Annotated in this window: 20 protein-coding genes; 16 read left to right on the forward strand and 4 right to left on the reverse strand. The window is 63.6% G+C overall.

Features of this window, described 5'->3' with window-relative positions; genetic code table 11:
* Window positions 1-503 precede the first annotated feature (503 nt).
* A complete protein-coding gene (locus IAE38_RS21285) occupies window positions 504-1,466 on the forward strand; it encodes a DMT family transporter (RefSeq protein ID WP_201219155.1) in 963 nt (320 codons plus the stop codon).
* 5 nt (window positions 1,467-1,471) lie between these two features.
* Here IAE38_RS21285 and IAE38_RS21290 read toward each other — a convergent pair whose 3' ends face one another.
* Window positions 1,472-2,866, reverse strand: a complete 1,395-nt coding sequence (locus IAE38_RS21290) for a class II fumarate hydratase (protein ID WP_201219157.1) — start codon at window positions 2,864-2,866, stop codon at window positions 1,472-1,474.
* Window positions 2,867-3,020: 154 nt separating this feature from the next.
* Between IAE38_RS21290 and IAE38_RS21295 the strand changes: the two genes are divergently transcribed.
* The 7 genes from IAE38_RS21295 (at window position 3,021) to IAE38_RS21325 (ending at window position 10,749) form a co-directional block, all read left to right on the forward strand.
* The gene (locus tag IAE38_RS21295) at window positions 3,021-3,545 is read left to right on the forward strand and encodes a DUF2059 domain-containing protein (protein WP_201165613.1); all 525 of its coding nucleotides are present in this window, start codon (window positions 3,021-3,023) and stop codon (window positions 3,543-3,545) included.
* A gap of 10 nt (window positions 3,546-3,555) precedes the next feature.
* On the forward strand, window positions 3,556-3,852 hold the full coding sequence (locus IAE38_RS21300) for a BolA family protein (RefSeq protein ID WP_028634689.1): 297 nt from the start codon (window positions 3,556-3,558) through the stop codon (window positions 3,850-3,852).
* A 120-nt stretch (window positions 3,853-3,972) separates the two neighbouring features.
* On the forward strand, window positions 3,973-4,905 hold the full coding sequence (gene trhO, locus IAE38_RS21305) for an oxygen-dependent tRNA uridine(34) hydroxylase TrhO (RefSeq protein ID WP_201219159.1): 933 nt from the start codon (window positions 3,973-3,975) through the stop codon (window positions 4,903-4,905).
* Window positions 4,906-4,908: 3 nt separating this feature from the next.
* Complete coding sequence (locus tag IAE38_RS21310) at window positions 4,909-5,541, forward strand: DsbA family protein (RefSeq protein WP_201219161.1); 633 nt, start codon at window positions 4,909-4,911, stop codon at window positions 5,539-5,541.
* A gap of 1 nt (window position 5,542) precedes the next feature.
* A complete protein-coding gene (locus IAE38_RS21315) occupies window positions 5,543-7,366 on the forward strand; it encodes an ABC transporter ATP-binding protein (protein WP_201219167.1) in 1,824 nt (607 codons plus the stop codon).
* Window positions 7,367-7,476: 110 nt separating this feature from the next.
* Window positions 7,477-9,933, forward strand: a complete 2,457-nt coding sequence (locus tag IAE38_RS21320) for an EAL domain-containing protein (protein WP_060482528.1) — start codon at window positions 7,477-7,479, stop codon at window positions 9,931-9,933.
* Window positions 9,934-9,963: 30 nt separating this feature from the next.
* A complete protein-coding gene (locus IAE38_RS21325; RefSeq protein ID WP_028634693.1) occupies window positions 9,964-10,749 on the forward strand; it encodes a TenA family transcriptional regulator in 786 nt (261 codons plus the stop codon).
* 44 nt (window positions 10,750-10,793) lie between these two features.
* Here IAE38_RS21325 and IAE38_RS21330 read toward each other — a convergent pair whose 3' ends face one another.
* From IAE38_RS21330 to ubiG, 3 genes are all read right to left on the reverse strand, one after another.
* A complete protein-coding gene (locus IAE38_RS21330) occupies window positions 10,794-11,534 on the reverse strand; it encodes a YciK family oxidoreductase (RefSeq protein ID WP_201165606.1) in 741 nt (246 codons plus the stop codon).
* Between the two features lie 174 nt (window positions 11,535-11,708).
* The gene (gene mupP / locus IAE38_RS21335) at window positions 11,709-12,380 is read right to left on the reverse strand and encodes an N-acetylmuramic acid 6-phosphate phosphatase MupP (protein WP_201165605.1); all 672 of its coding nucleotides are present in this window, start codon (window positions 12,378-12,380) and stop codon (window positions 11,709-11,711) included.
* Between the two features lie 2 nt (window positions 12,381-12,382).
* Window positions 12,383-13,081, reverse strand: a complete 699-nt coding sequence (gene ubiG, locus IAE38_RS21340; RefSeq protein ID WP_028634696.1) for a bifunctional 2-polyprenyl-6-hydroxyphenol methylase/3-demethylubiquinol 3-O-methyltransferase UbiG — start codon at window positions 13,079-13,081, stop codon at window positions 12,383-12,385.
* 202 nt (window positions 13,082-13,283) lie between these two features.
* Here ubiG and mtnA point away from each other — a divergent pair, with 202 nt between their 5' ends.
* The 8 genes from mtnA (at window position 13,284) to IAE38_RS21380 (ending at window position 25,235) form a co-directional block, all read left to right on the forward strand.
* Window positions 13,284-14,360, forward strand: coding sequence for an S-methyl-5-thioribose-1-phosphate isomerase (gene mtnA / locus IAE38_RS21345; protein ID WP_201165598.1), 1,077 nt, complete (start codon window positions 13,284-13,286; stop codon window positions 14,358-14,360).
* A gap of 306 nt (window positions 14,361-14,666) precedes the next feature.
* Window positions 14,667-17,432: a DNA gyrase subunit A gene (gene gyrA / locus IAE38_RS21350; RefSeq protein WP_028634698.1), complete on the forward strand. Its 2,766-nt coding sequence runs from the start codon at window positions 14,667-14,669 to the stop codon at window positions 17,430-17,432.
* Between the two features lie 149 nt (window positions 17,433-17,581).
* On the forward strand, window positions 17,582-18,667 hold the full coding sequence (gene serC, locus IAE38_RS21355; protein ID WP_201165650.1) for a 3-phosphoserine/phosphohydroxythreonine transaminase: 1,086 nt from the start codon (window positions 17,582-17,584) through the stop codon (window positions 18,665-18,667).
* Entirely contained in the window at window positions 18,667-19,761 is a 1,095-nt protein-coding gene (gene pheA / locus IAE38_RS21360; RefSeq protein WP_201165649.1) for a prephenate dehydratase, read from the forward strand. The genes serC and pheA overlap by 1 nt, the downstream gene beginning before the upstream one ends.
* 85 nt (window positions 19,762-19,846) lie before the next feature.
* Window positions 19,847-22,087, forward strand: a complete 2,241-nt coding sequence (locus IAE38_RS21365; RefSeq protein ID WP_201219163.1) for a bifunctional prephenate dehydrogenase/3-phosphoshikimate 1-carboxyvinyltransferase — start codon at window positions 19,847-19,849, stop codon at window positions 22,085-22,087.
* A complete protein-coding gene (cmk, locus tag IAE38_RS21370) occupies window positions 22,084-22,770 on the forward strand; it encodes a (d)CMP kinase (protein WP_028634702.1) in 687 nt (228 codons plus the stop codon). The genes IAE38_RS21365 and cmk overlap by 4 nt, the downstream gene beginning before the upstream one ends.
* Window positions 22,771-22,894: 124 nt before the next feature.
* Window positions 22,895-24,571, forward strand: a complete 1,677-nt coding sequence (gene rpsA / locus IAE38_RS21375) for a 30S ribosomal protein S1 (RefSeq protein ID WP_003252673.1) — start codon at window positions 22,895-22,897, stop codon at window positions 24,569-24,571.
* 208 nt (window positions 24,572-24,779) lie between these two features.
* Window positions 24,780-25,235: an REP-associated tyrosine transposase gene (locus IAE38_RS21380; RefSeq protein ID WP_201219165.1), complete on the forward strand. Its 456-nt coding sequence runs from the start codon at window positions 24,780-24,782 to the stop codon at window positions 25,233-25,235.
* Window positions 25,236-25,334: the final 99 nt, after the last annotated feature.

Below are 25,334 nucleotides of genomic sequence, written 5' to 3' on the forward strand. Positions count from 1 at the left end.
GCTCGATCTCCCAGGCGCTGCACCTGGAAAGGCGAACACCTGCCAGCCCAATCGCATTCTGCCGGTGAAGGGTCCCGGGCCGAGATTGGATCAGGGCCGCCAGGTGTTCGCCACAACACGGTCTGCGCCTATGAGACCGAGCGCCGCCCGCGCGGCGCATCGCGACCTGGCGGTCGCTCCTACGTTTTTTTCGGGCCAGTTACGCCTGTGGCAGGCGCGCGCGACCGCCTGGTTGGTACGACACGATACCGCGACATGCGCCAAGGGTACGCGCGCCAATCGCGCAGGCCTAATTGGCCCGAAACAAACGTAGGAGCGGCTTCAGCCGCGAACACCGGCGCAGCCGGTGCCATACCTACAGTGCGCTGTCTGCCTGGCGGGCAACGCACATCATGCCGCCGCAGAATGACCAGATGAATTCTTTTCTCGACGCACGCCACCGTAGCGGCCCGCCAAGCCCTTAGAATCCCCATACCCGCACCACGGACATCATCGAGGACACCATGCATATCACTTCCGGCCGCTGGGGCTATGGCCTGTTCCTGGCGCTGCTGACCGCGTTGCTGTGGGGCATCTTGCCCATTAAGCTCAAGCAGGTGCTGCAAGTGATGGACCCGCTGACCGTGACCTGGTACCGCCTGCTGGTCTCCGGTGGCCTGCTGTGCGCGTGGCTGTCGGCGCGCCGCCGTCTGCCATCGCTCGGCAAGCTCAGCCGCAAAGGCCGGGGGCTGGTGGTGGTGGCGGTATTCGGGTTGATGGGCAACTACGTGCTGTATCTGATCGGGCTGAAACTGCTGAGCCCAGGTACTGCGCAGCTGGTGGTGCAGCTTGGGCCGGTGCTGCTGCTGGTGGCCAGCGTGTTCGTGTTCCGCGAGCGATTCAGCCTGGGGCAGGGCATGGGGCTGCTGATTCTGCTGGCGGGTTTCGGGTTGTTCTTCAACCAGCGGCTCGATGAACTGCTGACGTCGCTGGGCACCTACACCACCGGTGTACTTACCATCGTGTTGGCTACCAGCATCTGGGTGTTCTATGCGTTGAGCCAGAAGCAGCTGCTTACAACCTGGAACTCACAGCAGGTGATGATGGTGATCTACCTCAGTTGCGCTGCATTGCTGACGCCCTGGGTACACCCGCTGGAGGCCCTGCAGTTGAGCCCGGTGCAGGGCTGGTTGCTGCTGGCCTGTTGCCTTAACACGCTGGTTGCCTACGGCGCGTTTGCCGAAGCACTGGCCCACTGGGAGGCATCGCGGGTGAGTGCCACCCTGGCCCTCACCCCGCTGGTCACCTTCGTTGCGGTAGCGGTTGCGGCGTTGTTATGGCCTGCGTATGTGCAGGCCGAAGACATCAACGCCCTCGGTTACATAGGCGCAGTGGTGGTGGTGCTGGGCTCGGCCCTGGTCGCGCTGGGCCCCTCCCTGGTAGCGGGCTGGCGGGCCCGCAGGCTGGCCACCCACCACCCCCGGTAGACCTGTCAGCCCCGGCCGCCCGGTGCCAGCATGTTTTCTGGCCTTACCCACTGGTCGAACTGGTCGTTGGTCAGGTAATTCAGCTCCAGCGCCGCTTCACGCAGGGTCTTGCCCTCGTTGTAGGCCTTCTTGGCGATTTCTGCAGCCTTGTCGTAGCCAATGTGCGGGTTGAGCGCCGTGACCAGCATCAAGCCGCGCTCCAGGTGCGCAGCCATCTGCTCGGCATCTGGCTCGATACCGGCCACGCAATGCTGCTGGAAGTTGCGACAGCCATCGGCCAGCAACTCGATCGACTGCAGCAGGTTGTGGATGATCACCGGCTTGAACACATTCAACTGCAGGTGGCCCTGGCTGGCGGCAAAGCCGATGGTGGCGTCGTTGCCCAGCACCTGGCAGGCCAGCATCGACAGCGCCTCGCACTGGGTCGGGTTGACCTTGCCGGGCATGATCGAACTGCCCGGCTCGTTGGCCGGCAGGCGTACTTCTGCCAGCCCCGCCCGTGGGCCAGAACCCAGCAGGCGCAGGTCGTTGGCGATTTTCATCAGTGCCACTGCCAGGGTTTTCAGGCTACCGGCCAGGCTGGTCAGCGGCTCGTGCCCGGCCAGGGCGGCGAACTTGTTCGGCGCGGTCACGAACGGCAACCCGGACAGCGCAGCCAGTTCGGCGGCAATGGCTTCGGCGAACCCGTGCGGTGCGTTCAACCCGGTGCCCACCGCCGTGCCGCCCTGGGCCAGTTCATAAACCGCTGGCAGGGTGGCACGGATGGCGCGTTGGGCATAATCGAGCTGGGCAACGAACGCCGACACTTCCTGGCCGAAGGTAATGGGGGTGGCGTCCATCATGTGCGTGCGGCCGGTCTTCACCAGCTGGTGGTGGCGCGCTGAAAGCTCCGCCAGCCCCGAAGACAGCTCGGCTGCAGCCGGCAGCAGCTTGTCGTGCACCGCCTGGGCCGCCGCAATGTGCATGGCCGTCGGGAAGCAGTCGTTGGAGCTTTGCGAGCGGTTGACGTGGTCGTTGGGGTGCACCGGCGCCTTGCCGCCGCGGCCCTGGCCCGCCAGCTCGTTGGCACGCCCGGCAATCACCTCGTTCACGTTCATGTTGCTCTGGGTGCCGCTGCCGGTCTGCCACACCACCAGCGGGAACTGGTCATCGTGTTCGCCGCCCAGCACTTCGTCGGCCGCCTGCTCGATCAGGCGCGCGATATCGCCGGGCAGGTCGCCATTGCGATCATTCACCCGCGCGGCCGCTTTCTTGACCAGTGCCAGGGCGTGCAGCACTGCCAGCGGCATGCGCTCCTGGCCAATGGCGAAGTTGATCAGCGAGCGTTGGGTCTGGGCGCCCCAGTAGGCGTCCTCAGGAACTTCGACCGGGCCCAGGCTGTCTGTCTCGATACGGCTCATGCTGCATTCACTCCCTTGTCAGTCAGAATCAGCAGTTTAGGCCCTCATGCGACCGGGCGGTTCAATCGTCTGTCGTGCCCCTTGAGCAGCGTGCCGTCACGGGCGCAGAATGCTCTACTCTGAGGTACCGCCTCCCCCTCCTGAAGGAAATGCAATGACCCGTCTTCGTGTCCTCTGTGCTGCCGTTGCCCTGGCCTGTGCCAGCGGCCAGGTACTTGCCGCCACTGCCAGCCACAACGCGGCTGCCGAGAAGTTCCTGACCCTGGCCAATGCCGACAAGCTCGGCACCCCGGTGTACATGCAGGTACAGCAGATGTTCGCCCAGCGCTTCGCCCAGACCAAGGCACCGGCCGCCAAGCAACCGGTACTGGAAAGCTACCAGGCCAAGGCCAACGCCGCGCTCAACAGCGCCATCGGCTGGAACAAGCTCAAGCCTAAAATGGTTGACCTGTACACCAGGACCTTCACCGAGCAAGAGCTGAAAGACCTGGTCAAGTTCTACGAATCGCCACTGGGCAAGAAAGTGCTGCGTGAAATGCCCAAGGTCACCCAGGAGTCGGCCCAGCTGACCCAGCAGAGCCTGGAGCCTGCGGTGCCGGTGGTGAACAAGCTGCTTGAAGACATGACCAAGGAGCTGGACCCGAACTTCGGCAAGGCAGCCGCCCCAGCCAAGAAGTGAGCCGTACGCGATGAGCATGCAACAGCGTATCGAACAGCAGTTGGCCGCCCTGGCGCCGCAGCACCTGCAGGTGCTGGATGAAAGCCACATGCACAGCCGTGGCCAGCAGACGCACTACAAGGCCGTGATCGTCAGCGAGCAGTTCGCTGGCCTGAACAGCGTCAAGCGCCACCAGAAGGTGTACGCCACCATGGGTGAGCTGATGGGCCAGATTCATGCCCTGGCCATTCATACCTACACCGGCGAAGAGTGGGCCAAGGTCGGCGCTGCGCCGGCTTCGCCCGTGTGCGCCGGCGGCGGGCACTGAAACCCTGAAGGGGTTCTGGTAGAATCCGCTTCATCCCCACAGGGGCCGCTCAGCGGCCCCTTTTACATTGTGTAACCCGGTCCGCCCCTTACGAGGGCAACCACCTGGAGAACCTGCTTCATGTCACAACCGATCGTCGTCGCGGCGCTGTACAAGTTCGTCACCCTGCAGGATTACGTCGAACTGCGCGAACCGCTGCTCAAGACCATGCTCGACAACGACGTCAAAGGCACCTTGCTGCTGGCCAACGAGGGCATCAATGGCACCGTGTCCGGCACCCGCCAAGGCATCGACGGCCTGCTGGCCTGGCTGCGCAACGACCCGCGGCTGGTGGATGTCGACCATAAAGAGTCGTACTGCGACGAACAGCCGTTCTACCGCACCAAGGTCAAGCTCAAGAAAGAGATCGTCACCCTCGGCGTGCCGGGCGTAGACCCCAACCAGGCGGTGGGCACCTATGTGGAGCCCAAGGACTGGAACGCCCTGATCAGCGACCCGGAAGTGCTGCTGATCGACACCCGCAACGACTATGAAGTGGCCATTGGCACCTTCAAGGGCGCCATCGACCCTAAGACCGAAACCTTCCGCGAGTTCCCCGAGTACATCAAGGCCAACTTCGACCCCGCCAGGCACAAGAAGGTGGCCATGTTCTGCACCGGTGGCATCCGTTGCGAAAAAGCCTCCAGCTACATGCTCGGTGAAGGCTTCGAGGCGGTCTATCATCTGAAAGGCGGCATCCTGAAGTACTTCGAGGAAGTGCCCCAGGAACAGAGCCTGTGGGACGGCGACTGCTTCGTATTCGACAACCGGGTCACGGTGCGCCACGACCTGAGCGAAGGCGAATACGACCAGTGCCACGCCTGCCGCCACCCGATCAACGCCCAGGAGCGCGAGTCCGAGCATTATTCGCCAGGTATCAGCTGCCCACATTGCTGGGACACCCTGAGCGAGAAGACCCGGCGCAGCGCCATCGACCGGCAGAAGCAGATCGAACTGGCCAAGGCCCGCAACCTGCCGCACCCGATTGGTTACAACTACAAAGCCGAGGCCTGAGGCATGTCTGCACGCCTGATCTACGTGATGGACCCGATGTGCTCCTGGTGCTGGGGCTTCGCACCCGTTGCCGCGGCGCTGATCACCCAGGCGCAGCAGGCCGGCGTGCCTACCCACCTGGTGCCTGGGGGGTTGCGTACTGGTGGCAGCGCGCTGGACACCTCAACGCGCAAGTACATCCTGGAGCATTGGCAGGCCGTGGCCGACGCCACCGGGCAGCCGTTCCGTTTCGAAGGCGCCATGCCAGATGGCTTCGTCTACGACACAGAACCTGCCTGCCGCGCCCTGGTCACCGCCCGCGAGCTGGAGGCCGAGCGTGTGTGGCCACTATTGGCGTCCATCCAGCAGGCGTTCTACCAGCAGGGTGTAGACGTGACCACTGCCCCACAATTGGTAGAGCTGGCCGAGCAGGTCGGCTTCGACCGCGCGGTGTTCGCCGAGGCCTTCGCCCGTGCCGATACCCGCAGCGCCACGGCCGCCGATTTCACCTGGGCGCAGGACCTGGGCATTGCGGGCTTTCCCACCTTGCTTGCCGAGTGCAATGGCCAGCTGGCCTTGCTGACCAACGGCTACCAGCCACTGGAGCGCCTGCAGCCTCTGCTCAGCCGCTGGCTGCAGCAGGCCGCCAGTGCTTGATATGCCCGGGTCGCCCGACCCGGTGCCGGGTAAACCCCAGGCCGTGGCTGACCGGTTGAGCTGGGCAGAGATTCGCCGCCTGGCCCTGCACCACAAAAAGCAGCTCTGGTCTGCCAACCTGATCGCGGTGCTGGCGGCTTGCTGCAGCGTGCCCATCCCGTTGCTGCTGCCGCTGCTGGTGGATGAAGTGCTGCTGGGCCATGGCGATGCCGCGCTGAAGTGGATGAACCAGCTGCTGCCCCAAGGCTGGCAGGTGGCCGCGGGCTATATCGGCCTGATGCTGGTGCTTACCCTGTGCCTGCGCCTGTGTGCGCTGGCGTTCAACGTGGTTCAGGCCAAACTGTTCGCCGGCCTTGCCAAGGACATCGTCTACCGGTTGCGCATTCGGCTCATCGAGCGCCTGAAGCGTATTTCGCTGAAGGAGTACGAAAGCCTGGGCAGCGGCACGGTCACCACCCACTTGGTCACCGACCTGGACACCCTCGACAAGTTCGTGGGCGAAACCCTCAGCCGCTTCCTGGTCGCCATGCTAACCCTCACCGGCACTGCGGCCATTCTTATCTGGATGCACTGGCAGCTGGCGTTGCTCATTCTGCTGTTCAACCCGCTGGTCATCTACTTCACCGTGCAGTTGGGCAAGCGCGTGAAGCACCTCAAGAAGCTTGAAAACGACAGCACGGCCCGTTTTACCCAAGCCCTTACCGAAACCCTCGATGCCATCCAGGAAATCCGTGCCGGCAACCGCCAGGGCTACTTCCTTGGTCGCCTGGGCGTGCGCGCCCGCGAAGTGCGTGATTATGCGGTGGAATCCCAGTGGAAAAGTGATGCCAGTGGCCGCGCCAGTGGTTTGTTGTTCCAGTTCGGCATCGACATCTTCCGTGCGGCCGCCATGCTCACCGTGCTGTTTTCGGACCTGTCCATTGGCCAGATGCTGGCGGTGTTCAGCTACCTGTGGTTCATGATTGGCCCCGTGGAGCAGCTGCTCAACCTGCAATACGCCTACTACGCCGCAGGTGGCGCCCTGAACCGCCTCAACGAGCTGCTGGCGCGCGCCGACGAGCCCCAGTACCCCGGCGCCAGCAACCCCTTCGCCGGCCACGCCACGGTCGGCATCGAGGTGCGCGACCTGAGCTTCGCCTACGGTGATGAGCCGGTACTGGAGCACCTCGACCTAGCCATTGCCCCCGGTGAAAAGGTGGCGATCGTCGGTGCCAGTGGCGGCGGCAAGAGCACCCTGGTGCAGCTGCTGCTGGGGCTGTACAGCGCCCAGGCCGGCAGCATCCGTTTTGGCGGTGCCACCTTGCAGGAGATCGGCCTGGACACCCTGCGCGAGCATGTCGCAGTGGTGCTGCAGCACCCGTCGCTGTTCAACGACACCGTGCGCGCCAACCTGACCATGGGGCGCGACTGCACCGATGACGCCTGCTGGCAGGCCCTGGCCATTGCCCAGCTCGACGGCACCATCGCCGCCTTGCCCCAGGGCCTGGACAGCGTGGTGGGGCGGTCCGGCGTGCGGCTGTCCGGTGGGCAGCGCCAGCGGCTGGCCATCGCCCGCATGGTACTGGCCGAGCCCAAGGTGGTGATCCTCGACGAGGCTACCTCGGCGCTGGACGCCGCCACCGAGTACAACTTGCACCAGGCACTGGCACGGTTTTTAACCGGCCGCACCACCCTGATCATCGCCCACCGCCTGTCGGCTGTTAAGCAGGCTGACCGTGTGCTGGTGTTCGATGGCGGGCGTGTGGCAGAGGACGGCGACCACCAGCAACTGATCGCCGAGGGCGGCTTGTACGCCAAGCTGTATGGGCACTTGCAGCAGCGCTAGGTGCAGCACGCCGGTCACTGCTGAAATTTCCATCGCGTTACTGGCAAATGGCCTACGCTGTGCTTTGTCTGGGTCGATTCTCGCCTTATCAGCTCGGTGACAGGGAATCCATGAAGGGACATCGCACTCAAGAGGCGCCCAAGCTGCTCGGCATCACCTGGCCCTTCATCGCCGTGGTGGTGTTTCAGGTCGCCTTGGGCAGCCTCAGCCTGTATACGCTTTCAGCCGTGCGTGCCTACGTCGCGGGGGAGAGCCTATGGTCCAAGGCTCAGAAAGACGCCATCTACTACCTCAACCTGTACGCAGATACGCGTGACGAGGACACCTACCAGCGCTATCGCCAGGCCATCATCGTGCCCCAGGGCGACCACCGCGTGCGCAAGGTGCTGGACAAACCGGACCCTGACCTGCAGGCCGCCCGCGAGGCCGTGCTGCAGGGCGGCAACCACCTGGACGATGTTGAGCGCATCATCTGGTTCTACCGCCATTTCCGCGGCATCAGCTACATGCAGACGGCGGTGAACTACTGGGACATGGGTGACGACTACCTGGCCAAGCTGGACGTGCTGGCGGGCGAGATGCACCAGCGCTTCGCCAATGGGCCGGTGGCTGAGGCCACGGTAGAAGCCTGGAAGGCGCGTATCGCCATCATCAACGAGGGTGTCACCCCCGCCGCCAAGGCGTTCAGCGATGCCTTGGGCGAGGGCTCGCGGGTACTGCTGAGGGTGCTGCTGATTACCAACCTGGTGACCGCGCTCATCCTCATTACCATCGCCTGGCGCCGCTCAAGCAAGCTGCTGGCCCAGCGCCAGGCGTTCGCCAGCGCCTTGCAGGAAGAAAAAGAGCGCGCGCAAATCACCCTGCAAGCCATTGGCGACGCGGTGATCACCACCGATGTGGAGGGCTGCATCGGCTACATGAACCCTGCGGCCGAGCAGCTCACCCACTGGCAAGCTGCCCAGGCCCTGGGCTTGCCGCTGTCGGCGCTGTTCACCCTGGTGGACGAGCACGACATGGACGAAGGCCGCAGCCTGGTGGACCAGGTGCTCAGTGGCAGCCTCAAGGGCGGGGCCGAACATGCGCGGCTGATTCAGCGGCTGGACGGCAGCACCGTGTCGATCAACCTGGTGGGCTCGTCCATCGTCAACGAAGGGCAGGTCAGCGGCATCGTGCTGGTGCTGCACGACATGACCCAGGAGCGCCAGTACATCGCCAACCTGTCCTGGCAGGCCACCCACGATGCCCTCACGGGCCTGGCCAACCGGCGTGAATTCGAATACCGCCTGGAGCAGGCGCTCAATGCCCTGGCGCGCCAGCCGGGCCGGCATTCGCTGATGTTCCTGGACCTGGACCAGTTCAAGCTGGTGAACGATACCTGCGGGCATGCGGCGGGCGACGAATTGCTGCGGCACATCTGCGCGGTGCTGCAATCGGGCCTGCGCGAAGGCGACACCCTGGCGCGGCTGGGGGGCGACGAGTTTGGCGTGCTGCTGGAAAACTGCCCGCCCGAGCAGGCCGAGCGCATTGCCGAGCAACTGCGCCAGATGGTGCAGAGCCTGCACTTTGTGTGGAAGGGCAGGCCATTCGTGACCACGGTAAGCGTAGGGCTGGTGCACATCGCCCAGGCGCCCGGCACTCTGGAAACGTCGCTGCGTGCGGCCGACATGGCCTGCTACATGGCCAAGGAAAAGGGCCGTAACCGTGTGCAGGTGTACCATGCCGACGACAGCGAGCTGTCTATCCGTTTCGGCGAAATGGCCTGGATCCAGCGCTTGCACGTGGCCCTGGAAGAAAACCGCTTTTGCCTGTACGCCCAGGAAATCGCGCCGCTCAAAGCCTTCGACGGCCCTGGCCATATCGAGATTCTGTTACGCCTGCATGACGAAAGCGGGCGCACCATCCTGCCCAACAGCTTTATCCCAGCCGCCGAACGCTACGGGCTGATCACCGCACTGGACCGCTGGGTGGTGCGCAACGTCTTCATGATCATCCGCCAGTGCCTGGACGCCGGCCACAAAGGGCCACTGGCCACCTGTGCCATCAACCTGTCGGGCTCGAGCATCGGTGATGACAAATTCCTGGAGTACCTGCAACGCCTGTTCGTGGACTACGCCATTCCGCCGCGCATGATCTGCTTCGAGATCACCGAGACCAGCGCCATCGCCAACCTGGGCAGCGCGATCCGCTTCATCAATGAACTCAAGGGCCTGGGTTGCCGGTTTTCCCTCGATGACTTCTGCGCCGGCATGTCATCGTTTGCCTACCTCAAGCATTTGCCCGTAGATTTCCTCAAGATCGACGGCAGCTTCGTCAAGGACATGCTCGATGACCCGGTCAACCGGGCCATGGTCGAGGTCATCAACCACATCGGCCACGTGATGGGTAAACGTACCATCGCCGAGTTTGTCGAGACCCCGTTGATCGAGCAGGCCCTGCAGGAAATTGGTGTGGATTACGCCCAGGGCTACCTGATAGAACGCCCGCAGGTGTTCACCTGTGACAGTTTGCACCGCCAGCGGGTGGCCGACCGGCCCCTGTTGCAGCGGGCGCCTGGCACGTTTCGCTAGCTAGAAATCACAAGGATCAAGGAGCAGAAAGTGATTGATGCATTCGTCCGTATCGGGCCATTGATGGACCCGGCCAGCTACCCCACGTGGGCCCAGCAACTGATCGAGGATTGCAGCGAGAGCAAGCGCCGTGTGGTGGAGCACGAGCTGTATGCACGCCTGCGCGACGGCACCCTCAAGCAGTCCACCATTCGCCAGTACCTGATTGGCGGCTGGCCGGTGGTGGAGCAGTTCTCGCTGTACATGGCGCACAACCTCACCAAGACCCGCTATGGCCGCCATCAGGGCGAGGACATGGCGCGGCGCTGGCTGATGCGCAACATTCGCGTGGAACTGAACCACGCCGATTATTGGGTGAACTGGGCCCAGGCCCATGGCGTGAACCTGCACGACCTGCAGGCCCAGGATGTACCGCCCGAACTCAACGGCCTGAACGACTGGTGCTGGCGGGTGTGCGCCACCGAGAACCTGGCGGTGTCGATGGCGGCCACCAACTATGCCATCGAAGGGGCGACCGGGGAGTGGTCGGCAGTGGTGTGCTCCACCGATACCTACGCCATGGGCTTCCCGGAAGACCAGCGCAAGCGCGCCATGAAGTGGCTGAAGATGCATGCCCAGTATGACGACACCCACCCGTGGGAGGCGCTGGAGATCATCTGCACCCTGGCGGGCGAGAACCCGAGCATGAGCCTGCGTACCGAGCTGCGCCGGGCAATCTGCAAGAGCTACGATTGCATGTTCCTGTTCCTGGAGCGTTGCATGCAGCTCGAAGGGCGCCAGCAAGGCCGGGTAAGCCCGGCGCTGGCCGCTGGCTGACCCCGGTTGCGGTGTGAATCAGGAGGCCGCCCGGCCTCCTGGGCTTACTGGGCGTTGAACGCCTGCCCATTCACGCCTTTGCTGTCTGGCCCCATCAGGTACAGGTACACCGGCATGATTTCTTCGGGCAGGGGGTTGTTCTGCGGGTTCTCGCTTGGGTAGGCCTGGGCACGCATGGCGGTGCGCGTGGCGCCCGGGTTGATGCTGTTGGCGCGTACCGGTGCCACGCCTTCCAGTTCGTCGGCCAGGGTCTGCATCATGCCTTCGGTGGCGAACTTGGAGATCCCGTAGGCGCCCCAGTAGGCGCGGCCCTTGCGCCCCACGCTGCTGCTGGTGAACACCACCGAAGCGTCCTCGGACAGCTTCAGCAATGGCAGCAGGGTGCTGGTGAGCATGAAGGTGGCATCCACGTTCACATGCATCACGCGCATGAAGTTGTCACCCGACAACTGCTCCATGGGGGTGCGTGGGCCGATGATCGAGGCGTTGTTGAGCAGCCCGTCCAGGCGCCCGAACTGTTCTTCGATCATCACCGCCAGTTCGTCGTACTGGTGGGGCAGGGCGGTTTCCAGGTTGAACGGGATAACCACCGGCTGTGGGTGGCCAGCCGCTTCGATTTCGTCGTACAGCGCGTTCAGGTTGGCTTCGGTCTTGCCCAGCAGCAGCACCGTGGCACCGAGTGCGGCGTAAGCCTTGGCAGCGGCAGCGCCGATACCACGGCCGGCGCCGGTTACCAGGATGACCCGGCCTTTGAGCAGATCCGCACGAGCGGCGTAGTCGAACATGTTTGAGTCCTTTAAATGCTTGAACACACCCTGTAAGCGGGCAGCTGAACCTGTGGGAGCGGGTTTACCCGCGAAGCAGGCGGCGCGGTGCAGGGCACCGGCTGCGCCGGTGTTCGCGGCTGAAGCCGCTCCTACAGGGCCCTGCTGGACAGGTCATGCGCAGGGCCGCACTGTTCAGCAGCCACACAGCGCGCTGTCGATGACCTTGCGCAAGTCCAGCGGGTGGTCGACCACCACGTCGGCGCCCCAGTGGTTCGGGTTGTCATCCGGGTGAATATAGCCAAAACGTACCGCTGCGGTGCGGGTACCGGCGTCGCGGCCCGACTCGATGTCACGCAAGTCGTCCCCCACGAACAGCACGCTGGCCGGGTCCAGGTTCAGCGTCTTGCAGGCCAGTATCAGCGGCTCTGGGTCTGGTTTGCTGCGCGTTACGTGGTCTGGGCAGATCAGCAGTGCCGAGCGTTCGGCCAGGCCCAGGCGCTGCATGATGGGCTCGGCGAAACGCACCGGCTTGTTGGTGACCACCCCCCACAGCAGCTTGCCTTTCTCAATGTCCGCCAGCAGCTCGGCCATGCCATCGAACAACCGGGTGTGCACGGCGCAGTCGCGCTGGTAACGCTCCAGAAACTCCAGGCGCAGGGCCTCGAAGCCCTCGGCCTCCGGGTCCATGGCAAAGGTGGCGGCGACCATGGCCCGGGCGCCGCCCGAGATCACCCCGCGGATCAGGGTGTCGTCCACCGGCGGCAGGCCACGGTCGGCGAGCATGGCCTGGCAGATGGCGATGAAGTCCGGCGCCGTGTCCAGCAAGGTGCCGTCCATGTCGAACAGTACAGCTCGCAGGCGCATGCTCATTCCTCGCGCAGGGTCTGGATCATGTAGTTGACGTCCACGTCGCTGCTGAGCTTGTAGTGCTTGGTCAGCGGGTTGTAGGTGAGGCCGATGATGTCCTTCACTTCAAGGCCGGCAACGCGGCTCCAGGCGCCAAGCTCCGACGGGCGGATGAATTTCTTGAAGTCGTGGGTGCCGCGCGGCAGCATCTTGAGGATGTACTCGGCGCCGACAATGGCCAGCAGGTACGCCTTGGGGTTGCGGTTGATGGTGGAGAAGAACACCTGGCCCCCAGGCTTGACCATGCGGTAGCAGGCGCGGATGACCGAGGACGGGTCGGGCACGTGCTCAAGCATCTCCAGGCAGGTGACCACATCGAATGCGCCGGGCATTTCTTCGGCCAGGGCTTCGGCGGTGATCTGCCGGTATTCCACCTGCACGCCAGACTCCAGCTGGTGCAGCCGGGCGACGGCCAGGGGCGCTTCGCCCATGTCGATGCCGGTGACCGTGGCGCCGCGCTGGGCCATGGCTTCGCTGAGGATGCCGCCGCCGCAGCCCACGTCCAGCACCTTCTTGCCCGCCAGGCTGGCGCGCTCGTCGATCCAGTTGACCCGCAGCGGGTTGATTTCGTGCAGCGGCTTGAACTCGCTCTCACGGTCCCACCAGCGGTGGGCCAGCGCTTCGAACTTGGCAATTTCGGCGCGGTCGACGTTGCTCATTGAACAGTCCTCTGGAACTTGGGTGTCAGCTTCAAGCGGCAAGCCGGCAACTGCGGGCCAGGGCCAGCCTGGGTGTGGCGGGCAGTGGTTGCAGCGCATGGCCTGGAGCTTGCGCTCGAAAAGGCCGAAGTATACCCGAGCGCTTGGCCACCAGGCTCGCTATAATCGCCGGCTTTTGATGGGCGAACCACGGGGAGAGGTGATGCGCGAGCGACTTTTGGCGGCGGAGAAGGTGACCGGGATCCGCTGGCAGGGCGGCGTCCTGCACCTGCTCGACCAGCGCCTGCTGCCCTCGAAAGAACAATGGCTGGCCTGCGACAATGTTGCGCAGGTGGCAGCGGCCATCCGCGACATGGCGGTGCGCGGTGCATCGGCGATCGGCATCGTGGCCGCCTACGGGCTGGTGTTGGCCGTGGAAGAGCGGCTGGCCGAGGGCGGCGACTGGGAAATGGACCTGGAAGAAGACTTCCTGGTGCTGGCCGAGGCGCGCCCCACGGCGGCCAACCTGTTCTGGGCGCTGAACCGCATGCGCGAGCGCCTGCAGCGTCTGCGCCCTGCCGAAGACGTGCTGGCCGCCCTGGAAGCTGAAGCGCGCCTGATTCACGAGAGTGACCGCGAGGCCAACCTGACCATGGCCCAGTACGGCACCGAGCTGATCCGCCGCCACCAGGGCAATGCCCAGACCCTGCTCACCTACGGCAATGCCGGGGCCCTCGCCAGCGGCGGCTTCGGCACCGCCCTGGGGGTGATCCGCGCCGGTTACCTGGAGGGTATGGTGGAGCGGGTGTACGCCGGTGAAACCCGGCCGTGGCTGCAGGGCTCGCGGTTGACCGCCTGGGAGCTGGCCAACGAAGGCCTGCCGGTGACCCTGTGTGCCGATTCCGCCCTGGCCCACCTGATGAAGACCAAGGGCATCACCTGGGTGGTGGTGGGCGCAGACTGCATCGCTGCCAACGGCGATGTGGCCAGCAAGATCGGCACCTATCAACTGGCGGTCAATGCCATGCACCACGGCGTGCGCTTCATGGTGGTGGCGCCGAGCACCAGCATCGACCTCAACCTGGCCACCGGCGAAGACATTCCGCTGGAAGAGCGCGAGGCCGGCGAGCTGCTGGACTACGCCGGTACCCGGGTTGCGCCTGATGTCGAGGTGTTCAACCCCGTGTTCGACGTGACCCCGGCAGACCTGATCGACGTGATCGTGACCGAACGGGGCATCATCGAGCGCCCGGACACCGCCAAGCTGGCGCAACTGATGTGTCGCAAGCGGTTGCACTGATTCGGCCCGAAACACCTGTAGGAGCGAGCGCAGCTCGCGATGCGCCGCTCAAGCGGCGCCCGATCCCTCCGGCGCCGCACATTCACCGGCAAGCCCCCGGTGCACATCTCCCCACCACCCCCGCCATTGTGGTAACATCCGGCAGTTTCCAAGCCCGCCCATACCGGCGGTCTTCACTGCGCAGATCCATGGCACAACTCGTTGATTTGTCGTAAGTCGTCGCATGCTGATGCGCTGCGGCGGCGAGCTTCGTTCGGCCCTTGATGGAGCTGCGAAGTTTCACCAGAAAAAGGAATCAGGCTTCTCATGGGCGAACTGGCCAAAGAAATCCTCCCGGTCAATATCGAAGACGAACTGAGACAGTCTTACCTCGACTACGCGATGAGCGTGATTGTCGGGCGAGCGCTGCCCGATGCGCGTGACGGCTTGAAGCCCGTGCATCGTCGCGTTCTCTTTGCGATGAGCGAACTGGGCAACGACTGGAACAAGCCGTACAAGAAATCCGCCCGCGTGGTCGGTGACGTGATCGGTAAGTACCACCCGCACGGCGACACTGCGGTCTACGACACCATCGTGCGTATGGCCCAGCCGTTCTCGCTGCGCTACCTGCTGGTCGACGGCCAGGGCAACTTCGGTTCCGTGGACGGCGACAACGCCGCTGCCATGCGATACACCGAAGTGCGTATGGCCAAGCTGGCCCACGAGCTGCTGGCCGACCTGCACAAAGAAACCGTCGACTGGGTGCCCAACTACGACGGCACCGAACAGATCCCGGCGGTGATGCCCACTCGTATCCCCAACCTGCTGGTCAACGGTTCCAGCGGTATCGCCGTGGGCATGGCCACCAACATCCCGCCGCATAACCTGGGCGAGGTCATCGACGGCTGCCTGGCACTCATCGACAACCCCGAAGTCACCATCGATGAGCTGATGCAGCACATTCCGGGCCCGGACTTCCCCACGGCCGGCCTGATCAACGGCCGCCAGGGCATCATCGAGGCTTACCGTACCGGCCGTGGCCGCATCTACATGCGCGCCCGCTCCGAAATCGAAGACATCGACAAGGTAGGCGGCCGCCAGCAGATCGTCGTGACCGAGCTGCCTTACCAGCTCAACAAGGCCCGCCTGATCGAGAAAATCGCCGAGCTGGTCAAAGAGAAGAAGATCGAAGGCATCACCGAGCTGCGCGACGAGTCCGACAAGGACGGCATGCGCATCGTCATCGAGCTGCGTCGCGGCGAGGTGCCGGAGGTGGTGCTCAACAACCTGTATTCGCAAACCCAGCTGCAGAGCGTGTTCGGCATCAACGTGGTGGCGCTGGTCGACGGCCGCCCGCGCTTGCTCAACCTCAAGGACCTGCTCGAAGCCTTCGTGCGCCACCGCCGTGAGGTGGTCACCCGCCGTACCGTGTTCGAGCTGCGCAAGGCCCGCGAGCGCGGCCATATCCTTGAAGGCCAGGCCGTTGCGCTGTCCAACATCGACCCGGTCATTGCCCTGATCAAGGCCTCGCCAACGCCGTCCGAAGCCAAGGAAGCGCTGATTTCCACGCCGTGGGAATCCAGTGCCGTGCAGGTGATGGTCGAGCGCGCCGGTGCCGATTCCTGCCGCCCCGAAGACCTGCCAGAGCAATTTGGCCTGCGCGACGGCAAGTATTACCTGTCGCCAGAACAGGCCCAGGCCATTCTGGACCTGCGCCTGCACCGCCTGACCGGCCTCGAGCACGAGAAGCTGCTGGCCGAGTACCAGGAAATCCTGGAGCAGATCGGCGAGCTGATCCGTATCCTCAGCAGCGCTGAGCGCCTGATGGAAGTGATCCGCGAAGAACTCGAAGCGATCCGCGCCGAATATGGCGATGCCCGCCGTACCGAGATCCTGAACGCCAGCCACGACCTCAACTACGGCGACATGATCCCGGAAGAGGAGCGCGTGGTAACCATCTCCCACGGTGGTTACGCCAAGACCCAGCCGTTGTCCGCCTACCAGGCCCAGCGCCGCGGCGGCAAGGGCAAGTCGGCGACCGGCGTGAAGGACGAGGACTACATCGAGCACCTGTTGGTCGCCAACAGCCACGCCACCCTGCTGTTGTTCTCCAGCAAGGGCAAGGTGTACTGGAAGAAAACCTACGAAATCCCCGAAGCCTCGCGTGCTGCCCGTGGCCGCCCGCTGGTCAACCTGCTGCCGCTGGAAGAAGGTGAGCGCATCACCGCCATGCTGCAGATCGACCTGGAGGCCCTGCAGCAGAGCGCCGGTGCCGACGAAGAGCTGGAGGACGCGGATGACACCGTGCTCGAAGGTGAAGTGGTCGAGGTGGAGGAAGCCGACGAAGAAGACGGCGATACCCCTGAGTGGGCAGCCGAACCTACTGGCGCCTACATCTTCATGGCCACCGCGTCGGGCACCGTGAAGAAGACCCCGCTGGTGCAGTTCGCCCGTCCGCGCAGCAACGGCCTGATCGCCCTGAAGCTGAAAGAAGGCGACACCCTGATTGCGGCGGCCATCACCGACGGCGCCAAGGAAGTCATGATGTTCTCCGATGCGGGCAAGGTGATCCGCTTCGCCGAGAGCGTGGTGCGCGAAATGGGCCGTACCGCCCGTGGCGTGCGCGGCATGAAGCTGGGCAAGGGCCAGGAGATCATCTCCATGCTCATTCCAGAGTCCGGTGCGCAGATCCTCACGGCCTCCGAGCGTGGCTTCGGCAAGCGTACCCCGCTGTCCAAGTTCCCGCGTCGCGGCCGTGGTGGCCAGGGCGTCATTGCCATGGGCACCAAGGGGCGCAACGGCTTGCTGATCGGCGCCATTCAGGTGCAGGAAGGCGAGGAGATCATGCTGATTTCCGACCAGGGCACGCTGGTACGTACCCGGGTGGGCGAAGTGTCCAGCCTTAGCCGCAACACCCAGGGCGTCACCCTGATCAAGCTGGCCAGCGACGAGACGCTGGTGGGCCTGGAGCGTATCCAGGAGCCGTCTGCAGAAGAGCTCGATGATGTGATCGAGTTGGACGAGGAGGGTGTCGAGGCCCAGGCGCCCGACAATGACGACGCTGCGGACGCCGAAGAGGCACCGCAGGACTAAGCAGGCGTTACACCCGAACGGGGCGACCAAGGTCGCCCCGTTTGACCATGTAGGAGCGAGCGTAGCTCGCAATGCAGGCACCTCGGCTCCTGCAAGATACGCAGTGACCGAACCAAGATTTTGTTCTATTTGGCAGAGCGAGAGTGGATGTGAGCAAACGAGCCTTTAACTTCTGCGCGGGCCCTGCCGCGCTTCCGGATGCCGTGCTGCAGCGCGCCCAGGCAGAAATGCTGGACTGGCGTGGCAAGGGCCTGTCGGTGATGGAAATGAGCCACCGCAGCGACGACTATGTGGCCATCGCCGAGAAGGCCGAACAGGACCTGCGTGACCTGCTGTCCATCCCCTCGAATTACAAGGTGCTGTTCCTGCAGGGCGGTGCCAGCCAGCAGTTTGCCGAAATCCCGCTCAACCTGCTGCCGGAAAACGGCACCGCCGACTACATCGAAACCGGCATCTGGTCGAAAAAGGCCATCGAAGAAGCGCGCCGTTTCGGTCACGTGAACGTGGCCGCCAGTGCCAAGCCCTACGACTACCTGGCCATCCCCGGCCAGAACGAGTGGAACCTCACCCCGAACGCTGCCTACGTGCACTATGCGTCCAACGAGACTATCGGCGGGCTGGAGTTCGACTGGGTGCCGCAGACCGGTGATGTGCCGCTGGTGGTGGACATGTCTTCCGACATCCTCTCGCGCCCCATCGATGTGTCGCAGTTCGGCCTGATTTACGCCGGCGCCCAGAAGAACATCGGCCCCAGCGGCCTGGTGGTGGTCATCGTGCGTGAAGACCTGCTGGGCCATGCCCGCAGCAGCTGCCCGACCATGCTCGACTACAAGGTGTCGGCCGACAACGGTTCCATGTACAACACCCCGGCCACCTATTCCTGGTACCTCTCGGGCCTGGTGTTCGAGTGGCTGAAAGAGCAGGGCGGTGTCGATGCCATGGAGCAGCGCAACCGGGCCAAGAAAGACCGCCTGTACGGCTTTATCGATGCCAGCGAGTTCTACACCAACCCGATCAGCCACAACGCCCGTTCGTGGATGAACGTGCCTTTCCGCCTGGCTGACGAGCGCCTGGACAAAGCCTTCCTGGCCGGTGCCGACGCCCGCGGCCTGCTCAACCTCAAGGGCCACCGCTCGGTGGGCGGCATGCGCGCCTCCATCTACAACGCCCTGGGCCTGGACGCCGTCGAAGCCCTGGTGGCCTACATGGCTGAATTCGAGAAGGAGCACGGCTGATGTCCGAGCATGAACTCACCGCCCTGCGGGTGCGCATCGACAGCCTCGACGAGAAAATCCTCGAGCTGATCAGTGAGCGCGCCCGTTGCGCCCAGGAAGTGGCCAAGGTCAAGACGGCCTCGCTGCCCGAGGGTGAAAAACCGGTGTTCTACCGCCCTGAGCGCGAAGCTGCCGTGCTCAAGCGGGTAATGGAGCGCAACCAGGGCCCACTGGGCAACGAAGAGATGGCGCGGTTGTTCCGCGAAATCATGTCCTCGTGCCTGGCCTTGGAAGAGCCGCTGAAAATCGCCTACCTGGGCCCGGAAGGCACCTTCACCCAGGCCGCTGCCATGAAGCATTTCGGCCATGCTGTGATCAGCCGGCCAATGGCAGCCATCGACGAAGTGTTCCGTGAGGTGGCCGCTGGCGCCGTCAACTTCGGCGTGGTGCCCGTGGAAAACTCCACCGAAGGGGCTGTCAGCCATACCCTGGACAGCTTCCTCGAGCACGACATGGTGATCTGCGGTGAGGTGGAGCTGCGTATCCACCACCACCTGCTGGTGGGCGAGAGCACCAAGACCAGCAGCATCACCCGCATCTACTCCCATGCCCAGTCCCTGGCCCAGTGCCGCAAGTGGCTGGACGCGCACTACCCGAATGTGGAACGTGTGGCGGTGTCGAGCAACGCCGAGGCGGCCAAGCGCGTCAAGGGCGAATGGAATTCTGCGGCAATTGCCGGCGATATGGCGGCCAACCTGTATGGCCTGACCCGCCTGGCCGAGAAAATCGAGGACCGCCCCGACAACTCCACGCGCTTCCTGATGATCGGCAGCCAGGAAGTGCCGCCGACCGGCGACGACAAGACCTCGATCATCGTTTCGATGAGCAACAAGCCAGGTGCCCTGCACGAGCTGCTGGTGCCTTTCCATCAGAACGGCATCGACCTGACCCGCATCGAAACCCGCCCGTCGCGCAGCGGCAAGTGGACGTATGTGTTCTTCATCGACTTCGTCGGCCACCACCGCGACCCGCTGATCAAGGCCGTGCTCGAGCAGATCAGCCAGGAAGCCGTGGCACTGAAGGTGCTGGGTTCGTATCCAAAGGCAGTGCTTTGATTCCGAACCGCCGCTCGTAGCCGCTCGCGACTGGGGTGCATGGCACCCCCGGCACCCAACACAACGCCAAACAAGGTTCACACCCGTGGTAAATGCAGCAACAACCCAACCCGCGCCGATCATCAACCGCCTGGTGGTGGTCGGCCTGGGCCTGATCGGCGGCTCCTTCGCCAAGGGCTTGCGTGAAAGCGGCCTGTGCCGCGAAGTGGTCGGCGTCGACCTGGATGCCCTGTCGCGCAAGCAGGCGGTGGCCCTGGGCGTGGTCGACCGCTGCGAAGACGACCTGGCTGCAGCCTGCGTGGGCGCCGATGTCATCCAGCTTGCCGTGCCCATTCTGGCCATGGAAAAGCTGCTGGGGCTTCTGGCTGGTCTGGACCTCGGCCAAGCCGTGATCACCGACGTGGGCAGTGCCAAGGGCAATGTGGTGCGGGCTGCCCGGGCAGCCCTGGGCGAGCGTGTGTCGCGCTTCGTGCCTGGCCACCCGATTGCCGGGTCCGAGCAAAGCGGTGTGGAGGCCTCCAACGCCGCCTTGTTCCGCCGGCACAAGGTCATCCTTACCCCGCTCGCCGAAACCGACCGCGCCGCCCTGGCCATCGTCGACCGCCTGTGGCGCGCCCTAGACGCTGACGTTGAGCACATGCCCGTCGAGCGCCATGACGAGGTGCTGGCTGCCACCAGCCACCTGCCGCACCTGCTGGCCTTCGGTTTGGTCGATTCGTTGGCCAAGCGCGATGAAAACCTTGAAATCTTCCGGTACGCTGCGGGTGGCTTTCGCGATTTCACAAGAATCGCCGGCAGCGACCCGACCATGTGGCATGACATCTTCCTTGCCAACCGCGACGCTGTGCTGCGCACGCTTGATACATATCGCAGCGATCTCGACGCCTTGCGCGATGCGATCGCTGATGGGGACGGGCACCAGCTGCTGGGTGTGTTCACCCGCGCTCGGGTTGCCCGCGAGCATTTCAGTAAAATCCTGGCCCGCCGGGCCTATGTGGACGCTATGAACGCCAACGATCTGATTTTCCTGGCCCAACCCGGTGGCCGCCTGACCGGGCGAATCCGCGTACCGGGCGACAAGTCGATTTCCCACCGCTCGATCATGCTCGGCTCGCTGGCCGAAGGCACCACCGAGGTCGAGGGCTTCCTCGAGGGTGAGGACGCCCTGGCGACCCTGCAGGCATTCCGTGACATGGGGGTGGTCATCGAAGGCCCCAACCACGGTCGCGTGACCATTCACGGTGTGGGCCTGCATGGCCTCAAGCCACCACCCGGGCCGCTGTATGTCGGCAACTCGGGCACCTCCATGCGCCTGCTGTCCGGCCTGCTGGCCGGGCAGGCGTTCGACGTCACCATGACGGGCGATGCGTCGCTGTCCAAGCGCCCGATGAACCGTGTGGCCAACCCGCTGCGCGAAATGGGCGCGGTGGTTGAAACCGGGCCGGAAGGCCGCCCACCGCTGACCATCCGCGGCGGCCACCCGCTCAAGGGCCTGACCTACACGCTGCCGATGGCCAGTGCGCAGGTCAAATCCTGCCTGCTGCTGGCGGGCCTGTACGCCGAAGGCAAGACCACCGTCACCGAGCCTGCGCCTACCCGTGACCACACCGAGCGCATGCTGCGCGGCTTTGGCTACAGCGTGGACACCAATGGCCCGGTGGCGTCGCTGCAGGCTGGCGGCAAGCTCACCGCTACCCGTATCGAAGTGCCGGCCGACATCTCGTCGGCGGCGTTCTTCCTGGTGGCGGCCTCGATTGCCGAAGGTTCCGAGCTGGTGCTGGAGCATGTGGGCATCAACCCCACCCGTACCGGTGTCATCGACATCCTGCGCCTGATGGGCGGCGACATCACCCTGGAAAACCAGCGTGAAGTGGGTGGCGAGCCGGTGGCCGACCTGCGCGTACGCGGCGCACGCCTCAAGGGTATCGACATCCCTGAAGCGCTGGTGCCGCTGGCCATCGACGAGTTCCCGGTGCTGTTCGTGGCCGCGGCCTGCGCCGAGGGGCGTACCGTGTTGCGTGGCGCCGAAGAGCTGCGGGTCAAAGAGTCCGACCGTATCCAGGTGATGGCCGACGGCCTGATCACCCTGGGTATCCAGTGCGAACCCACCCCTGACGGCATCATCATCGAGGGCGGCCAGCTAGGCGGCGGTGAAGTGCACGGCCACGGCGACCACCGCATTGCCATGGCCTTCAGCGTGGCATCGCTGCGCGCCAGCGCGCCTATCCGCATCCATGACTGCGCCAACGTTGCCACGTCGTTCCCCAACTTCCTGGCGCTGTGCGCCGAGGTGGGCATCCGCGTGGCGGAAGAGGGCAAGCCGTGAACGCGCCTACGCCAGTCATCACCATCGACGGGCCGAGCGGCTCGGGCAAGGGCACCGTTGCCGGGCTGCTGGCCCGGGAGCTGGGCTGGCGGCTGCTGGATTCCGGCGCGCTGTACCGTCTGCTGGCGTTCAACGCCAGCAACCATGGCGTGGACCTCACCAACGAAGAGCTGCTGACCCGCCTGGCCGCTCATCTGGATGTGCAGTTCATTGCCGCCCAGCCCGGTAAGCTTCAGCAGATCATTCTCGAGGGTGAGGATGTCAGCAACGTCATCCGTACCGAAACCGTCGGCGCGGGTGCCTCCCGGGTGGCCTCGCTGCCGGCCGTGCGTGACGCACTGCTGGTGCGCCAGCGCGCCTTCCGCGAGGCGCCTGGCCTGATTGCCGATGGCCGTGACATGGGCACCGTGGTGTTTCCCGACGCGCCATTGAAAGTGTTCCTCACCGCCAGTGCCGAGGAACGAGCCCGCCGCCGTTACCTGCAGTTGAAGGGCAAGGGTGAAGATGTTAGTCTGTCGAGTCTGCTAGATGACATTCGTGCGCGCGATGAGCGCGATACCCAACGTGCAGTGGCCCCGCTGAAACCAGCGGCAGACGCCATTCAGCTGGATTCCACCGAATTGTCCATCGATCAGGTGTTGCAACGTATCAGGAGCGAGCTCGCACTGCGCGATCTCCTCTGATAACCAGGAAGGCAGGCAGGTGCACCAGTCATCGTCCTGCGGGCTTTCCTTTACTTAAAACGAACCCACATTGTCTGGAATGTGGTGATGGGCGTCTGTTTCGCCCGAATCTACAGGAATTAAAATGAGCGAAAGCTTTGCAGAACTCTTTGAAGAAAGCCTGAAAACCCTCAATCTTCAGCCGGGTGCCATCATCACCGGTATCGTTGTCGACATCGACGGCGACTGGGTTACCGTACACGCTGGCCTGAAGTCCGAGGGCGTCATCCCGCTCGAGCAGTTCTACAACGAAGCTGGCGAGCTGACCATCAAGGTCGGTGACGAAGTGCACGTTGCGCTGGACGCGGTCGAAGACGGCTTTGGCGAAACCAAACTGTCCCGTGAAAAAGCCAAGCGCGCCGAGTGCTGGATTGTTCTGGAAGCAGCTTTCGCCGCCGAAGAAGTGGTCAAGGGCGTTATCAACGGTAAGGTTAAAGGCGGCTTCACTGTCGACGTTAACGGCATCCGTGCGTTCCTGCCGGGCTCCCTGGTTGATGTCCGCCCAGTGCGCGACACCACCCACCTGGAAGGCAAAGAGCTGGAATTCAAGGTCATCAAGCTGGACCAGAAGCGCAACAACGTTGTTGTTTCGCGTCGCAGCGTGCTGGAAGCCGAGAACTCCGCCGAGCGCGAAGCCCTGCTGGAAACCCTGCAGGAAGGCCAGCAAGTCAAAGGTATCGTCAAGAACCTCACCGACTACGGCGCATTCGTGGACCTGGGCGGTATCGACGGCCTGCTGCACATCACCGACATGGCTTGGAAGCGCATCAAGCACCCATCGGAAATCGTTAACGTTGGCGACGAAGTCGACGTACGCGTTCTGAAGTTCGACCGTGAGCGCAACCGCGTTTCGCTGGGTCTGAAGCAGATGGGCGAAGATCCGTGGGTTGCTATCACTGCCCGTTACCCAGAAGGTACTCGCGTACAAGCGCGCGTTACCAACCTGACCGACTACGGCTGCTTCGCTGAGCTGGAAGAAGGCGTTGAAGGTCTGGTACACGTTTCCGAAATGGACTGGACCAACAAGAACATCCACCCGTCGAAAGTCGTTCAGGTTGGCGACGAAGTGGAAGTCATGGTTCTGGACATCGACGAAGAGCGTCGTCGTATTTCCCTGGGCATCAAGCAGTGCAAGTCCAACCCATGGGAAGACTTCTCCGGCCAGTTCAACAAGGGTGACAAGATCACCGGTACCATCAAGTCGATCACCGACTTCGGTATCTTCATTGGCCTGGACGGCGGCATCGACGGCCTGGTTCACCTGTCCGACATCTCCTGGAACGAAACCGGCGAAGAAGCCGTGCGTCGTTTCAAGAAGGGCGACGAGCTGGAAACCGTCATCCTGTCGGTCGACCCAGAGCGCGAGCGCATCTCCCTGGGCATCAAGCAGCTGGAAGACGATCCGTTCTCCAACTTCGTTGCTGTCAATGACAAGGGCGCTATCGTCAAGGGCATCGTGAAAGAAGTTGACGCCAAAGGCGCCATCGTCACCCTGGCCGACGACATCGAAGCCACTCTGAAAGCTTCCGAAATCAGCCGTGACCGCGTTGAAGATGCGCGTAACGTTCTGAAGGAAGGCGAAGAGATCGAAGCCAAGATCATCAGCGTTGACCGCAAATCGCGCGTTATCAGCCTGTCGATCAAATCGAAAGATGACGCTGAAGAGCGTGAAGCCATCCAGAGCCTGAAAAACGCTCCGGAAGCGGCTGCCGACACCACCATGGCTGCGCTGCTGCGCGAAGCAATGGCCAAACAGAACTGAGTTCTGTTTGATCGGTAAAAAGGGCGACCCTCGGGTCGCCTTTTTTTTCGTCTGGAATTTGTAGTGGGGGCTTAAGTTTTGTGGCGGTGCCTAGATTGAGCGCCGCCTGCGCCGTGTATCCAGTTACATGCTGCAACCCTGATTACCGCTTTCATCCTTGCACCGCAGCTAGGCTGTACCAGCACGCACATTTTCAAGGATGAGCACAATGACCAACCCTCATGGCTGTCGATTACGCCGTGCCCGCTGCTCGGTTCCGGGCAGGCTTTATATGCTGACCACTGTTACCCACCGCCGTCGGCCATTATTCGATGATTTCCAGTACGCCCGCCTGGCCGTCCACAACATGCGTCTTGCACAACATAAACAGCACTGCCACTCATTAGCCTGGGTTGTGATGCCAGACCATGTGCACTGGCTGCTCGAATTGAAGGACGCGACGCTGAGCATGCTGATGCAACGCTTCAAGTGCCAGACAAGTAATGCCTTGCGCAAGGCCGGAGTGAAGGCCTCGCCGATCTGGCAGGCAGGCTATTACGATCGAGCGCTGCGTCGTGAAGAGGATGTTGTCAGGTTAGCGAGATATATCGTGGCCAATCCGATTCGGGCGGGGTTGGTTAGCAGGGCCGGTGATTATCCGCACTGGGATGCGGTTTGGCTTTGAGCGGGTGGCGGGCGTATGGCGGGCGAGTTGCGTTTTATGGGAGATCAAGCGCCGCCCGCGCGGCGCATCGCGAGCTGCGCTCGCTCCTACAGTTTATTT

Origin of the sequence: Pseudomonas sp. S32 (genome assembly GCF_016648095.1) — a bacterium.
Classification (GTDB): domain Bacteria; phylum Pseudomonadota; class Gammaproteobacteria; order Pseudomonadales; family Pseudomonadaceae; genus Aquipseudomonas; species Aquipseudomonas parafulva.